Genomic DNA, 13,492 nt, shown 5'->3' with positions numbered 1-13,492 from the left:
TTTAAAACCCCGAAATGAGCTCACGCAGTTCCTTAATGATGACGGCATGAAACTCATATCCTTCCCCATAGGATTGGATGATTTTTTGTCTTGCAGCAGCGAGGTTGTCCTGGTAATCCGCGGCTTCGCGGTCAGGATTGTTCTGTTTAAACTCGATCATATGCTTCTGGACATGCGCAGGCCGAGGCCCCCAAGTCCCCATCACATAACCACCGGTATCGGCAAAAATAACGACCGGCACCGAACGCCCGCCCATAGTAAGAAACTGGTCCATCAGTTCAAAATTTTGTTCCAGAATGAACACTTCTGTCGGGATCCCCGCCGTTTCCATTGCCCGAAATACGACCGGCACGTTACGGACAACATCCCCGCACCAATCCGCTGCCAGGATAAGCACTCTCAGATCATCGCGGTAATTTAGACTTTCGAAGAACTCCCGATCTTCGGGATTCACCCACTCGAACTGCTCGTATCCCGCTTTGAAGGCCTCTTGGTTCTTCTGCATTCCTTCAACAAACTGCTGCGGGGTGATACCCGTTCCCAAATAGGAAGCCACATGTTTACTCATCTTGTTTCGACCTCACTTTCGCTGATTTTATCCATTTGATCAAAAAATAAAGAATCATGACCGCCAAAGCCCCCAGCAATATTTCCTGCGTATAAGGCTTTGCCTTCTCGCCAATCTGTTCCCATCGGTCTCCCAGCATCCAGCCCAGATATAAAAATAAAGCCGTCCACGGAATGACCGCCAGCGTCGTCAGGAGCGTGAAGCGGCCCACATGCATTTTCGAGATCCCTGCCGGGATCGAGATAGCATGTCTCACAACAGGCACAAACCGCGCCGTAAAAATAACCCCGGTGCCGTATTTGGCGAACCATTCTTCAGCGTAATCCATGTGATGCTTTTTAATCAATATGTACTTCCCGTACTTCTCCAAAAACGGCCTGCCGCCATAGCGGCCGATCCAATAAACAAACAGCTGCGCCAGTACGCCGCCGACAGTCCCGAACAGCATGGCTCCGAGAAAATGAACCTCGCCCAGCGATATCAAATAACCACCGTAGGCCAAGACGATCTCGCTCGGGATCACCTCCACCATCAAGCCAAGCATAATCCCAAAGTATCCCAGCTGCTGAATCCATTCAAACAACCGGCCGACAATATCGTAAAAGAACTCCACGCCAAGGCCCACCTCTTTCTGTTTGCGCTGATTTCTTCTACTAGCCTATTCTACCATAGCCCCGGACATGCCTTCTACTGCGCCCATTTGCCGGAGACACTGTGACTTTCGCCCGAAGAAGGACATATGGTGAAGCAAAAGGAGTGAATAGCGATGTATTCTCCGAACACCAAACAACCGGGCAGCAAGATCCCCTCGCCGCGCGGCATCAGGCGGGCCTGCAGCAAGGAACTGTACCGGACGGCCAAACGTCTGAAGCAATTCATTCCGCCGGAAGCCGTTAAGCAAGGAGAGGAGCTGTACTACCGGAAAGTCATCGGCAACCTGATCTGGATTCATGATAATTACAGCAATAAAAAGCTGCTGTGCGACTGGTGGGAAAAAGAGGTCTGCGGCGAGATCGCGGAGCTGTGGCAGGTTCCGGAGCGGCAGCTCGCATCGGCATTCCGCGATGCCTTTGGCGGTTAGGCCATCGTGGTCCGCGTTTGGCCTAAGTAACAAGCGCCGCCCCTGGTTGCTGCCAGACTCGCGGCTAGGGTGGCAATTTCTTCGGTGAGAGCGGCAGAACCCGGTGGGAGCGGCAGAATCCGGCGGGAGCGCGGGAGCTCTAAATGTGCAGTTTACCTGCAGCGAGAGCAGCATGGTCTAGGTAACTAACAGCAATGCTTGCGCTGGGAGCAGCAATGCTGGGGACGGAGCATGGCCAACCTAGCTATGTAAAGCAAGGCTTGCGGTGGGAGCATTCGCGCTACTTGGAGCGCACAAAGCCTCGGTGAATACAGCATGCCTTTAAGCGGGCAGCCAGAGCTTTCCGCGAGCTGGCAGCAGCTAGGGCAGTGGCGGGTGTGTTGGGGCCTGCCCCGGGCGCGGCCGGATCAGCTGCCGCTTCCCGCGCCCGCTCCATCCCTCTAAAAAGGCAGCCTGCCGCTGGGCTTGCGCCGTCAAATGAAATCGCCGGTCGTTCCGGAGACCAGGCGATGCATGAACCCCTTCGGCGAGAGCGCGGTAGCGCTTCAGCATACCCATTGCCGCCGAAGCGGAGCGTCCGGCTCCGGACACATCCCCGGCGGCGCTTTGCTTCACGGCAAGCGAGGTTAGCGCCAGCACCGCCCGCGTCTGCTTATCGGAACTGTAGCGATCCAGCTCAAGGCTTTTGCGATACCAAACGGCGGCCGTATCGGCACGCCCTGCCAACGCATGCGCTTCCGCGAGCCTCCAGCTCAAACCTGCATGCTGAGGCGCATAACGCAGGCTTCGCTCCAGCACAATCACTTGCTGCTCTGGCGGCAGCAGCTCGGACAAGCCGAACGCAGCCGCGGTATTTGCGGGATTCCACGACAAGGCGGCTCGGAGCAACCCGCCCCGCTCCGCCTCACCCGCTGAAGCCGCCAATCGAAGCTTCATCTCGCTCATGCCCAATGAAGCGGTTAAGACCGCCCAGCATAGGAACCCAAGGAGAAGCGGGAGACGATGCCATTGTGCGGACAGCCGGAGCGCAAACCGGTGCGGCATACAGAATGGCTTAAGCGGAGTACCCGGGAAGTATCGCCGAAAGCCCTCCTTGGGGGAGTCGGTGCGTTGATGTCGGTAGTACCGTACGGTCGGCTTACGGGACGAGATCCAGTGCAGCAGACGGAATCGCCAGCACAGTATCGGTCTTCGCAATTCGGAGGGCGGGAATGACATCCGGCCCTTCAGCCCCGAACGCTGGGATGCGGTACGGCTCCATATTCCAGTCGGCTTAGATAGGAGATGACGCAATGCACCGATGGGTTGGGGGCGTTCTGTGATAGAAACTTCTCGCACGAAAGCGTTCTCCCCTTCTTCTTGCCTCATGGTCCGACACGCCAAAGGAGCCATTCCTGTTCCCATTGCGGACAGCCACAGCATAAGCAGCCATACCAGCGGATAGCTCCAATCAAAATCGATGGCTGCATGCACCGTCAGCACGAGAAATGGCGGCAGCAGTCTCGGACATGCCCTGCCGATCCCTGCAATCAAAGCAAGCAGCGCGGCACAGGCAATCAGCAGGCCGATAATGCCCGTATTGAGCAGCATATCGAGATACCCGCTGTGCACCTCGCCCCCGACATAAGGCTGGGACTGGATGGCGCGGTAAGACTGCCGCCACGTCTCTCCTCCCTGTCCCAGCCACAGCGACGACTTGGCCAGCTGCCACGCGTCGCTATAGATCAGGCGGCGCGCGCTAAGCGTAGCCGCGCCGCCAAGCGCCCGATCCTGCACCTGGTGCAGGATCGCAAGCCCCGCTGCGGCGCATCCCGCCGCAGCAGCAACCAGGGCCGCCGGCGCAAGCACGCGCCGCCGGGGGCCCCCGCTGTGCCGCAAGCGGCACAGCAGCAGGCCGGCGAGCACGCCGCCGGCCCAAAGCCCGGCCAGCCACAGCAGGCCGGGCAGCACCGCGGGCGCCAGCTTGGCATCAGCCAGCTGGCGGTACACCAGCGCCGCGCTCGCCAAAGGCGCGGCGGCGGCAATAAGGAGCGGCGCAATCCGCCGCCGCTCAAGGGCCAGCCCGGCCGCGCACGCAATTGCGGCCGCGAGCCAGGCGCCGCGCGACTCCGTGAGGAGCAGCGCGGCGGTGTAGGGCGGCAGCGGCAGCAGCGCAGCCGCTGCGCGGAGCGCGCCCGGCCGTGCCTGCAGCGCGGGCGGCAGCGGCAGCAGCGCAGCCGCTGCGCGGAGCGCGCCCGGCCGTGCCTGCAGCGCGGGCGCCAGCGCGAACAGGCGCTCAAGCAGGAAGGCGGCCATCACGGCCCCGAACGTATTCGGGTACTGCAGCAGGCCGCCAAGCCTCGCGCCAGTCGCGCTAACGGCCGGATCTGCCGTATGATAGATACCGTACGGCAGATCCAGCACGCCATAGACGTGAAGCAGCGCGCTTCCGCATAACACCGCGCCGATAAGATGCCATCCCAGCCTCAAGGATGCCATGCCTTCCGCTGTCCTGCTTACTTCCCAGGCTGCCGCCGCAAACGAACCGTAAAGTCCCCACAGGACGATCTCCTTCAGCGTACCTTCCATGCTGACGGGTCCTTGAAGACCATGCAGCACATAGATCCCAAGGATTCCCCCGATACCTACCGCTGCAATTGCCCGGTAAGGATCTCTCGTAATAACCGGAAGAGCAGCCCGGTGGTGAGAGGACCGACGGTATCCGCTGATCCGCGCTAGACCGAAAACCAGCAAAAGAAGACCCGCCCAGCTTGCAGCCGCCAAATACAAATCCGAATCAAAGAACCAGCCGGTTTGACTGCAGGCCGTAAGGAGCAGCCCTGTCAGCAGCAGACCGCCATACCATGAGCACCTCTGTGCCATTCGTGCCGCCTCCCCTCCCGTCCGTTCGCCGTCCTTATCGCCGCTTCCTCCTAAGGGTTAGAACGTATAAACGATGAACGGCTCATATTTCCCATATTCAAGATCTATTAGCAAGTGTGGACATGCCCGGGGGAGGATATTCTACAGGAACGAACGATTTCTAAAGTGTGTAGATGCCGCTTTGATTTGCCGCTCCTGATGCAATTTGAAGCGAACCCCCGCCCGCTTGATATATGGTTGGCATCGTAGGGGTTCAGTGCGTGAGGGCATACAAAAAGGCGACAAAAGCGGACACTCCCGCTTCTGTCGCCCTGATTATTAACGTTAAATCGATGATTGATCCGGCAGCAAATCCCTGCAGGCCCGCTCCAAATAAGGATCGGCCTTCAGAAAATCGCGAAATGCGGTATATTCCTGCCACAGCTTATCCCGCTCTCCGGCAGAGCCGCTGACCGCGCGGATCAAAATATTTTTCGGCGTATGCTCCATATCGATAAACTCCAGCAGCTGCGTCTTGTATCCCATCAGGTCCAGCAGCTTCGCCCGGATGGCGTCCGTGGCCAGCGCCGAGAAGCGCTCCTTCAAAATGCCGTGCGACAAGAGCGGCTCCATGACCGGACTGTTGATCTGGGCGAACAGCTCATGCTGACAGCAAGGCACCGACAGAATGACCGAAGCCCCCCAGCGTACGGCTTTCTCCAACGCGGCATCGGTTGCGGTGTCGCAAGCATGCAGGGTGACGACCATATCGACCCGCTCCAATTCGTCATATTCCGCGATGTCGCCGACAAGAAAACGCAGCTGGCTGTAATTCAGCTTTTTCGCCAGCATACTGCAGTGTTCGATCACATCCGCCTTTAGATCCAATCCGACAATATTCAGCGTTCTGCGCGCCTTCACCGCCAAATAGTGATACAGCGCGAACGTCAGATACGATTTGCCGCATCCGAAATCCACGATCGTCAGCGGACGATCCTCAGGCAAATGGGGGAGGACATCCTCCACCATCTCCAGGAAGCGGTTAATCTGCCTGAATTTATCGTACCTGCGTGCGAATACCTTCCCGTCCTCGTTCATGATGCCGAGCTCTACCAGAAACGGAACCGGCTCGCCTTCTTCAAGAATGTACGATTTCTTGCGGTTATGGGACATGTCCACAGACGTCTTGGTCGGGGACTTTGTCAGAATCGACACCTTGTATTTTTTCGAGATCAGAACCTGATAATCGGCTTCCGGCGTGTAAATCATCGCCTGGCGGAAGACATTCTCGAACATATCGATCAGGACGGCCTCCGCTTCCTCCGTCGGCACATTCTGGTGCGTCACCTTGGTGCCCGAATAGTAGGCAAACTGGTAATGAAGCTTGCTCTTGAGCTCGACCGGCTTGACCGTCACCTTGCTGTAGGTCATGCCTTCCCGTTTGCGAAGCTGACTCAGTGTCGCTGTAATTAACGCAGACTGCTCCATGATGTTATGAATCAATTTTCTTAAAGCTTCCAAAGGGTACATCTCACTTTCCTTATTAGATAGACCGGCTACTCCCGGCCGGACAGTTCTTCCTGCTTCCCCGGCATGAATCGCCGGCTCAGCTCCTCCATGCCCTCATGAACCTCCGCAAGCGGGAGCTGTCCTCTCTCCAGCTCCTCCGCAGGCTTCAGCAGAAGCCGATGATAGAAGCGGGTCGCTTCATCGGCATCGATCCCCCCGCTTTGCAGAAGCTGATAAAGCAGATTCTCCGCATCCGCGTAACGTCCTTCCTGCTCGGCATAGGCCATATCGTCACGAACCAGCCGAGCGGGCAGCTCGTACGCGCGGAGCCGTTCCTTAACGCTCCGGATTCTCCCCGGCAAATCGAATAATCCGGGATCGGCCCCGTTCAATGCGGATTTCAAATACATCTGAAGCACTTTGGTGTAGAGATGAACAGCCTCATCCTCACGGCCCAGCTCCTGCTCGATCTCCGCCTCTTCTTCAAGCAGCCTGGCAGCCCCTTGAAGCCTGTCTGCTTCCAAGTAACCGTGATTGTAAAACAACTGCTCGATATCGGAGGCCGACAGTGAACGCAGCAGCTTGGAATTCAGACGAAACTGGCGCCGGAGCATGTCGTCGAGCTCCCATAAAGCCTCGGTATGCTTGCGCTCCTGCTTCAGGGCAAATACTTTGGCAATCATTTGGGTCATATCCTCTACCATCCGCATAAGATAATCTCTCCGTAACATGAGCTTGCCTCCCCTTATTATCCCTGACATGGGCAATGGCTAATCTACCGTGTATTGCTGACGTTTAAATTGTAGGCTATTCGGAATCAGAAAGCCAGCGGCCAGAACAAAGCGGATACCCCTGTTCGGGAATATCCGCTCATTCGTATGCATCTATTCGATTAAAACGCTCATTCACTTTCCGCATGCAGCGACTTCATATAAGCAACGATTGCTTCGCCAAGCTTCTCCGGCGTCTCCATCATGCTCATATGGCCTGCTCCTTCAATTACGACCTTCGTCACATTGTCATGGTCTGTCGTAAAGCTGCGTTCCGGCGGAATTAAGGCGTCCTTCTCTCCGGCTACCAGCAGAATCGGCAGCGTCGAAGCAGAGAGCACATCCCGGCGGTCCGGACGCTCCCGCATCGCCAAGGCAGCGCCGATTGCGCCTTGGGGAGGTGTCAAATACCCGATTTCCTTCGCCCGCTGGATGCACTCCGGCTTAAGCTTCTCAGTGTCCGGCGCAAACAAGCCAGGCACGAGGTTATCCACGAAGGAGGTGATGCCCTCGCCTTGTATCGTACTGACCGCCTTCACCCGTTTCTCCTTCGCTTCCTCAGAATCCGGATAGCCGGTCGAATGGATCAAGCCGAAGCCGTGAAGTCGAGAAGCGTAACGCTGGGCAAACGAGAGCGTGATATAGCCCCCGAGCGAATGACCGAGCAGCACAGCCTTCTGAATATCCAGCTCATCCATCAGGAGCTGTACATCATCCGCCATCTGCTCGATGGTATACGATCCCATCGGCGCATCGGACCGGCCATGTCCCCGGAGATCCGGTACAATGAGTCTATATCCGGGAAGTTGCGGCAGAAGCTGCTCCCAGTAGGCAGAGCTTCCGCAAAATCCGTGGAGGAGGATGATCGGCTCCCCTTGTCCCTGATCGACATAACAAATTGTGGTGCCGTTGCATTGTACTTTTTCCATAGCGATACCCTTCTTTCTATCCAGCGGGTGCCGTCAGCCAGACACCCACATTTTATAAAAGAATGCTCTATAATTAAACCAAAAATCCCCGGTTGAAACGAATGTCTCACGGCCTAAGGCCAAAGGCCGAGGCGGCCTGGGAAGCGATTTGCTCCGCCATCTGCATGACCTGATACAAGGATGTTACCTGGAGCGTCCAATAGGGCTTCGGTCCGTGGACGTTGACAACGGCGGCAACGCTATACTGGCCGACGCCAGGCAGTTTGCCGCCCACGGACGCGGCCGGCGTAAGCGGACCCTCCATCGTGTAGAAAAAGCCTACGGAAGAAGGCTGGCCCAGACAAGCGTCAATGGCGATCATGATCTTTCCTTCCGGAATCTCCTTCAACCGGGTTTCGAGGTTCCCGGCATCGCAGGGCTCCTGCAGCGTTCCGATCACAAGCGGGAAGCCGTATTCCAGAAGTCGGCTTCCGGTTAACGGCCCCAGTGCATCCCCCGTCGAACGATCGGTTCCAATGCATAAGAACACAACATCTTCAGCGTCATGCCGTTTGGAAATTTCCCGAAAAAATGGCCCCAGCTCCTGGCCCGACATCCTGACTCTTGCAGTCTGTGCCATCGGGAGCTTGCCTGCTTGATCGCTCATGACGGACCTCCTCATCAATATCCAGCCCATGGATTCCATTCGTGCCGGAATCGAAAAATGGGCAACGGGTTTTCCCTGATTTTACCCCATTCTCCTCGTTCTTGGCAAAACTATTGGTCGTTCTGTCAGGGCCGTGTTACAATACAGGGATGAATTGCGTAATCCACCTGAGAGGAAGGTGTTAACCATGGATTTGAATGAAAAGACCCAAGCCAACGTCGAGTATATGATTGAACAGATCAAATCAAAACTGCGCATGGCCAGTGCGGCCGCCATGCAGGCTTCCGCTTTTTCGGTAAGCCAATACGACGATATTTATGACTTATATGAAATGGTCATTACCAAACATAACCTCAGCATCTCGGAAGTCGAAGCGGTCGTCTCGGAGCTCGGCCGCCTTCGGGGCAAGTAATTAGAACCTCTCTAGCCCCTCGCCTGAATATTCTTGCCAGTACCGCGGCACCCTGTCCGTGCCTGATCAAATCTTGGATTTGACGCTCTTGCAGAATAAACGCATTTACCATACCAAAGCCCCCGATGCTCACCTGTCCTAAACGAGCACCGGGGGCTTATTGGGTTCATCCCTATGGCATGTCAATGATCATCATCTCCGAGAAGCCTTCACTCGCATTCCCGCGAAATTTGACCTTATCGCATTTCTGAATTCGAGCGGTATCTCCGGAGGTAAGGTCGAACACCCCTTCCTCCGTCGTGATTTCGACATGGCCGCTAATGGCATATACATGGATCCTTCGATCCTCGGACGGCAACGTCAGTTCATGTCCGGTCTCCAGCCTGCCGCTGTACATCTTCACATCCAATGTCATCGGCAGGCTCCCCGCCCCGCTTCCTGTTATGTGGATCGGAGACAGTGGATTCTGCGGCTGCCCTGCAAAAGCACCTTCATGATAACTGGATGGAAGACCCGGTTCGGCCGGCAGGAACCACATCTCCAAATACGATACATCCGCCGCGGGAGAGCTGTTTCTCTCGGCATGATATACGCCGGATCCCGTGTTTACGACATGTACGGTCCCCGGTTTCAATTCTTGATTGCCGGTGTCGTCCTCATACGTCAGCATTCCCTCAAGCACGACATAAACGATGACCAGGTCATGGTGAAATCTTCGATCGAAGCCCTCCAGCGGACCCAGCTTATATTCATTATGAGCCAGCAAGCTCCCGAAATGCTCATTATGCGGATCCACATAATCTCCAAAGGAAAAGCTGAATTCACCGTGTATTCCGTTATGATGGGTTGTATGTCTTTCCGCAGCCGTCATGATTTTGATCATGCTCGGTTCACCTCCGCCGTTTTACTAATCAATACCCCGGCGGAAATTGATCTAATCAGTTCGGACTAGGACCGTGGCCCAGCTTGAAGACCGTCTCCGCCCTGCCGACCTTGCGGCCGCTGTCGTTCAGAATGTCGGTCGGGAATGCCTGCGCCAAGCGCGAAATGGTTTCTTTATTGGCATAACCGATCTGCTCCAAGATGGATTTTGCAATCCAGCCCCATTCCTCCTCCGATCCATCCACGATTTTAAAGGCAACACCTAGTTTTTCCTTCTTAAGACCGAAGCAGTACACTCCTTTAAAACCGCCCTTCGCCACAATGTTGCTATCCTCCAGAAGAACCGTATCGACCTTGCCGCTGCCGGCTACCATGAACGGGGATGCGTTCATCGCAGACGTTATGGTCAGCACAGCCTCTCTTGTTTCCTCGTCCTTGATCCGGTCAGGACATGCCAGCTTCATGTAGGCCGTCGCCAGCGCCTGCAGCGGCATGGCGAACACCGGCAGCCCGCACCCATCGGTTCCCGTTCGAATGTCGCCTTGAGCAAGCCCGGCGAGATCGGCGATCGTTCTTAGGATTTCCTGCTGCAGCGGGTGATCCGGCTGGTCATAGCCGCTTAAAGGCAGACCGGCCATTTGGCAATATGCGAGCATGCCGTAGTGCTTGCCTGAGCAATTGTGATACCAGCGGCTCCGGTCTCCGTCTGTGCGCAGGAGGCTTTCCTTGCTTGCATCATCAAGCGGCCAGCTGGGTGCGCAAACCATAAGATCTTCACGAATGTTCACCTTGCGCGCGAATTGCTGAAGCACTTCAATATGACGGGGCTCCCCGCGGTGCGAAGCGACCATGATGGCAATTTCTTCGTCCGTTAATCCGTAGAACTCCGCCATTCCTCCTCGAATGGCAGGAATCGCTTGAAGCGGCTTCGCGGAAGAACGGGTAAACGCGACAAAACCCGGATCGCCTGTATATGCCTGTATCGCTCCTTCCTCATTCACGATACATATATGTCCATTGTGGGCGCACTCCACCATGTCCGCCCGATATTCTTGAACCAATACATTTTCCATGAGCATGAACTCCTTCTATATTCCGTATACAGCGCATTCCTATGTGAATAGGTTTTGAGTCATATTGACAGCGCATCCGACAATGAACCTGAATTTTTGCCAATCTGTATTCAGTATAAGACAAATATCAGCAAATGGCATGAGCCAAAATTCCACAACGGGCGGACATTAATTTCATTGTCGATTGTTGTTGATCTTGTTTCACGGTCAGGGCTCCCGTTTAAATACGAGATAAGCAAGCCCACTCGAAAGTCATTGCTCTGAAAAGGAGGCGATTTTATGTGGGGCATAGTTATTAGCATCGTCATGGCAATTATCATCGGGATTATCGGAGATGCGCTGGTTGGTCATGAAATGCCGGGCGGTATCGTCGGGTCCATGATCGCCGGTTTCATCGGCGCCTGGATCGGACCGTGGCTCTTTGGAGCCTGGGGCCCTGTCATTGGCGGATTTGCGATCGTCCCAGCCGTTATCGGAACCGCCATCTTCGTGTTCCTGCTCGGCCTCGTTGCCAAATTGTTTAAACGACGCACAGCCTAAAGTCTCGTATTCATATTCCACATTATATTAACTTAAAGGAGTGAAAGTTATGAATCACACAGAACAAGAATATCCAGTTCAAAGCGGCTCTCCATTTTTCAAAGGTGTATTTATCGGAGCGTTGGTGGGCGCTGCCGCAGCGCTGCTGTTCGCACCAAAGCCAGGACGTGAGCTTCGCGGGGATCTGTCCGAGAAGCTGAGTGTCGTGACCGATAAAACCAAAGAGGTCTGCAGTTCGGTAAGCGATAAAGCAACCGAGCTGGCCAAGACCGTGGGCAGCAAGGCCTCGGAAGTCATGGCCTCAGTGAACGAAGGCCGGAGCAGCGTGATGTCCAGTATCAAGGAGGCGTCTGCGGATGTATCCGATGAGGTATCCAAGGCCTCTCAAGATGTGAAGGACAAGGCGATGGAAACCTCCTCCGACGTCAACCGCGATTTGAAACAAACGACGAATTACTAAGCCTTCGACATACGGCCGAATTAGGTCGCTTCATGGCCAGCTGACTAAAGCTGGCCATTGTTGTTCCGGCCGGGAAGCTTTTTTTCAGCCGAAAGATGTCTTCATGAATATCCCATCATGAAAGGGGGAAAATCCATGAGTAAAGCAAATCCGTATAATAGCGGGTCGCGTTTCGCCGGCCTTTCTCGAAGCGAGCGTAGGCCGCGCTACGAATCGCGGACGAAAGACGAAGAACGGAAGGCTGCCGTCCCTGAGGATGTGCAGGAGCATCCCTTTGAGCTCCGGCACGAGGTGAAGAAGCTGAACTCGCGGCTCGACAAAATCGCGGGGACTCTGGAAAAGTCCGAGATGAAGGATTTGATCGACAATTATATGAACCCCAAGAAACGCATTATCGCTAATCTGACGGCAGGGCTTGCCCGGGGTCTTGGCTTGACCTTAGGCACTGCGCTTGTCCTCGGTCTCCTCGGCTACATTCTCAGCTTCTTCGTCAACGTGCCGATGATCGGCGATTTTATAGCGGATCTGCAAGGCTATGTCGATCAGGCAAGGTAACCGCGTTGACGGATTTCTTATCCCTTGTTCCCTGCAACCCATAAAGCGAAAGGTCTCTTCCTAAGGTTGGCTGCAAGCCCTAGGAAGGGACCTTTGTTCGTTATCTTGTAGATGTTATTTTGAATCTTATATATTTTTATCTCTGGACTTCACCCGAAGCAGATCCCCTGTCCATCCCTTACTCCGCATCCATAGATAGATGCCTGACATCCATATAAGGGTAATCAGGATGATCACGGTAAATCCCCATGATGTTTTAATGGTCGGAAGATTTTCGAAGTTCATTCCCCAAATCCCGCCGATCACGGTAGGTGGTGTAAACACGACCGTAAAAATCGTCAGCGTCTTCATGATCTCATTGCCCCGGAAGCTGGACACCGCATCATCAATCGATACCAGCGTATCGATTTCCCGCTCATAATGGCGGAACAGCTGCTCAAGCCTCTCCACCCGGTGACGAAGCTGCTGAAAAGAACGGCTGCCTTCGAGGCTGTCATGATATCCTTCCTTCATCGCCGCAATCAGCTCTTGAAACGGAATGAACAAGTTGTTCCAATCCAGCAGCTCAAACCGCGCTGTCAAAATCCGGTCCAATAGCGATCGCCGGTTGTGCTTCTGCATGTCTTGCTCCACAAGGCGAAGATTCCCTTCGAAACGATCCATACCCTCATGGAAATAATGCAGGATGGTACGGGCAAGAACACAGAGACCATCGATCGGCCGCTCGCACTGATGGAGCATCGATCTCCTGTCCTCCTCAGCCATGGCACTGCGTGTGTAATCATCCAGATTAACCGTGATCAGAATCCCGTCTTCCACATAAAAATAAAACTGCTCCGAACGGCTGACCTGCGGAGCCCCCTCCGTAACATGGTAAAGCATCGTGCCCATAAGAACGGGCTCCACTCCCCCTTTAAAGCGGACGGACAAGTAATTCCGCCCCTTTAAAGACGAGGCAAGGTCAAACCATTCCCCCGAATAGGGGTACTGCATCCGGAGCTCGCCGATCCACGGAGACAGCCAGTCATTCGTCCGGACATCAAACCACGTCCATCCTCCTGCAAATGAATATACATCACGGCCATCGCTTTGATCCGGTCTTAGCATCATCTCCCACCTCCACTTATGAGCGTATATCTTTATTAATTCCAAAAAAGGCACGCTTATCCTCATTAAGGGGAAAGCATGCCTTATATGCCGTTACTTCTGCTTCTGTAATCCCGAGG

Annotated in this window: 15 protein-coding genes; 5 read left to right on the top strand and 10 right to left on the bottom strand. The window is 54.9% G+C overall.

The window, feature by feature from the left end; all coding sequences use genetic code 11:
* Position 1 precedes the first annotated feature (1 nt).
* Both NST44_RS09565 and NST44_RS09560 read right to left on the bottom strand, forming a co-directional pair.
* Positions 2-568, bottom strand: coding sequence for a thioredoxin family protein (locus NST44_RS09565; RefSeq protein WP_340899090.1), 567 nt, complete (start codon positions 566-568; stop codon positions 2-4).
* Complete coding sequence (locus tag NST44_RS09560; RefSeq protein ID WP_007131658.1) at positions 561-1,181, bottom strand: DedA family protein; 621 nt, start codon at positions 1,179-1,181, stop codon at positions 561-563. Before NST44_RS09560 ends, NST44_RS09565 begins: the two co-directional genes overlap by 8 nt.
* A 153-nt stretch (positions 1,182-1,334) precedes the next feature.
* Here NST44_RS09560 and NST44_RS09555 point away from each other — a divergent pair, with 153 nt between their 5' ends.
* Positions 1,335-1,649 (top strand): hypothetical protein, encoded by a 315-nt coding sequence (locus NST44_RS09555; protein ID WP_210095661.1) that lies wholly within the window; start codon positions 1,335-1,337, stop codon positions 1,647-1,649.
* 360 nt (positions 1,650-2,009) lie between these two features.
* On the opposite strand, the gene NST44_RS09550 is transcribed toward NST44_RS09555, so the two are convergent.
* From NST44_RS09550 to yyaC, 5 genes are all read right to left on the bottom strand, one after another.
* Positions 2,010-4,511 (bottom strand): O-antigen ligase family protein, encoded by a 2,502-nt coding sequence (locus NST44_RS09550; RefSeq protein WP_340899087.1) that lies wholly within the window; start codon positions 4,509-4,511, stop codon positions 2,010-2,012.
* A gap of 324 nt (positions 4,512-4,835) precedes the next feature.
* A complete protein-coding gene (locus NST44_RS09545; RefSeq protein ID WP_144870071.1) occupies positions 4,836-6,020 on the bottom strand; it encodes a class I SAM-dependent methyltransferase in 1,185 nt (394 codons plus the stop codon).
* Positions 6,021-6,046: 26 nt separating this feature from the next.
* The gene (locus NST44_RS09540) at positions 6,047-6,730 is read right to left on the bottom strand and encodes a DUF6483 family protein (protein ID WP_213617137.1); all 684 of its coding nucleotides are present in this window, start codon (positions 6,728-6,730) and stop codon (positions 6,047-6,049) included.
* A gap of 170 nt (positions 6,731-6,900) precedes the next feature.
* Complete coding sequence (locus NST44_RS09535; RefSeq protein ID WP_213617139.1) at positions 6,901-7,698, bottom strand: alpha/beta fold hydrolase; 798 nt, start codon at positions 7,696-7,698, stop codon at positions 6,901-6,903.
* A gap of 106 nt (positions 7,699-7,804) precedes the next feature.
* Complete coding sequence (gene yyaC, locus NST44_RS09530; RefSeq protein ID WP_213617141.1) at positions 7,805-8,344, bottom strand: spore protease YyaC; 540 nt, start codon at positions 8,342-8,344, stop codon at positions 7,805-7,807.
* Positions 8,345-8,531: 187 nt separating this feature from the next.
* Here yyaC and NST44_RS09525 point away from each other — a divergent pair, with 187 nt between their 5' ends.
* Complete coding sequence (locus tag NST44_RS09525) at positions 8,532-8,756, top strand: DUF1128 domain-containing protein (RefSeq protein ID WP_007131665.1); 225 nt, start codon at positions 8,532-8,534, stop codon at positions 8,754-8,756.
* 172 nt (positions 8,757-8,928) lie between these two features.
* Here the strand turns inward: NST44_RS09525 and NST44_RS09520 are convergent, their stop codons facing one another.
* Complete coding sequence (locus NST44_RS09520; RefSeq protein ID WP_007131666.1) at positions 8,929-9,639, bottom strand: pirin family protein; 711 nt, start codon at positions 9,637-9,639, stop codon at positions 8,929-8,931.
* Between the two features lie 55 nt (positions 9,640-9,694).
* Positions 9,695-10,711 (bottom strand): asparaginase, encoded by a 1,017-nt coding sequence (locus NST44_RS09515; RefSeq protein WP_213617143.1) that lies wholly within the window; start codon positions 10,709-10,711, stop codon positions 9,695-9,697.
* A gap of 279 nt (positions 10,712-10,990) precedes the next feature.
* Here NST44_RS09515 and NST44_RS09510 point away from each other — a divergent pair, with 279 nt between their 5' ends.
* The 3 genes from NST44_RS09510 (at position 10,991) to NST44_RS09500 (ending at position 12,266) form a co-directional block, all read left to right on the top strand.
* Complete coding sequence (locus tag NST44_RS09510; RefSeq protein WP_007131668.1) at positions 10,991-11,251, top strand: GlsB/YeaQ/YmgE family stress response membrane protein; 261 nt, start codon at positions 10,991-10,993, stop codon at positions 11,249-11,251.
* Positions 11,252-11,300: 49 nt separating this feature from the next.
* Positions 11,301-11,711: a YtxH domain-containing protein gene (locus NST44_RS09505; RefSeq protein ID WP_213617145.1), complete on the top strand. Its 411-nt coding sequence runs from the start codon at positions 11,301-11,303 to the stop codon at positions 11,709-11,711.
* 135 nt (positions 11,712-11,846) lie between these two features.
* The gene (locus NST44_RS09500; RefSeq protein WP_213617147.1) at positions 11,847-12,266 is read left to right on the top strand and encodes a DUF5665 domain-containing protein; all 420 of its coding nucleotides are present in this window, start codon (positions 11,847-11,849) and stop codon (positions 12,264-12,266) included.
* 126 nt (positions 12,267-12,392) lie between these two features.
* Here the strand turns inward: NST44_RS09500 and NST44_RS09495 are convergent, their stop codons facing one another.
* On the bottom strand, positions 12,393-13,373 hold the full coding sequence (locus tag NST44_RS09495; RefSeq protein WP_040739907.1) for a magnesium transporter CorA family protein: 981 nt from the start codon (positions 13,371-13,373) through the stop codon (positions 12,393-12,395).
* Between the last annotated feature and the right edge of the window lie 119 nt (positions 13,374-13,492).

This window comes from Paenibacillus sp. FSL W8-0919 (genome assembly GCF_038003785.1).
GTDB lineage: Bacteria > Bacillota > Bacilli > Paenibacillales > Paenibacillaceae > Paenibacillus_AQ > Paenibacillus_AQ lactis.
This window is presented reverse-complemented; position numbering and strand designations above follow the sequence as displayed.

Excerpts from the sequence above, each read along its gene's own strand:
- NST44_RS09565 (WP_340899090.1), bottom strand. The coding sequence starts at position 568 with ATGAGTAAACATGTGGCTTCCTATTTGGGAACGGGTATCACCCCGCAG.
- NST44_RS09555 (WP_210095661.1), top strand. The coding sequence starts at position 1,335 with ATGTATTCTCCGAACACCAAACAACCGGGCAGCAAGATCCCCTCGCCG.
- NST44_RS09550 (WP_340899087.1), bottom strand. The coding sequence starts at position 4,511 with ATGGCACAGAGGTGCTCATGGTATGGCGGTCTGCTGCTGACAGGGCTG.
- NST44_RS09545 (WP_144870071.1), bottom strand. The coding sequence starts at position 6,020 with ATGTACCCTTTGGAAGCTTTAAGAAAATTGATTCATAACATCATGGAG.
- NST44_RS09540 (WP_213617137.1), bottom strand. The coding sequence starts at position 6,730 with ATGTTACGGAGAGATTATCTTATGCGGATGGTAGAGGATATGACCCAA.
- NST44_RS09535 (WP_213617139.1), bottom strand. The coding sequence starts at position 7,698 with ATGGAAAAAGTACAATGCAACGGCACCACAATTTGTTATGTCGATCAG.
- yyaC (WP_213617141.1), bottom strand. The coding sequence starts at position 8,344 with ATGAGCGATCAAGCAGGCAAGCTCCCGATGGCACAGACTGCAAGAGTC.
- NST44_RS09525 (WP_007131665.1), top strand. The coding sequence starts at position 8,532 with ATGGATTTGAATGAAAAGACCCAAGCCAACGTCGAGTATATGATTGAA.
- NST44_RS09520 (WP_007131666.1), bottom strand. The coding sequence starts at position 9,639 with ATGATCAAAATCATGACGGCTGCGGAAAGACATACAACCCATCATAAC.
- NST44_RS09515 (WP_213617143.1), bottom strand. The coding sequence starts at position 10,711 with ATGGAAAATGTATTGGTTCAAGAATATCGGGCGGACATGGTGGAGTGC.
- NST44_RS09510 (WP_007131668.1), top strand. The coding sequence starts at position 10,991 with ATGTGGGGCATAGTTATTAGCATCGTCATGGCAATTATCATCGGGATT.
- NST44_RS09505 (WP_213617145.1), top strand. The coding sequence starts at position 11,301 with ATGAATCACACAGAACAAGAATATCCAGTTCAAAGCGGCTCTCCATTT.
- NST44_RS09500 (WP_213617147.1), top strand. The coding sequence starts at position 11,847 with ATGAGTAAAGCAAATCCGTATAATAGCGGGTCGCGTTTCGCCGGCCTT.
- NST44_RS09495 (WP_040739907.1), bottom strand. The coding sequence starts at position 13,373 with ATGCTAAGACCGGATCAAAGCGATGGCCGTGATGTATATTCATTTGCA.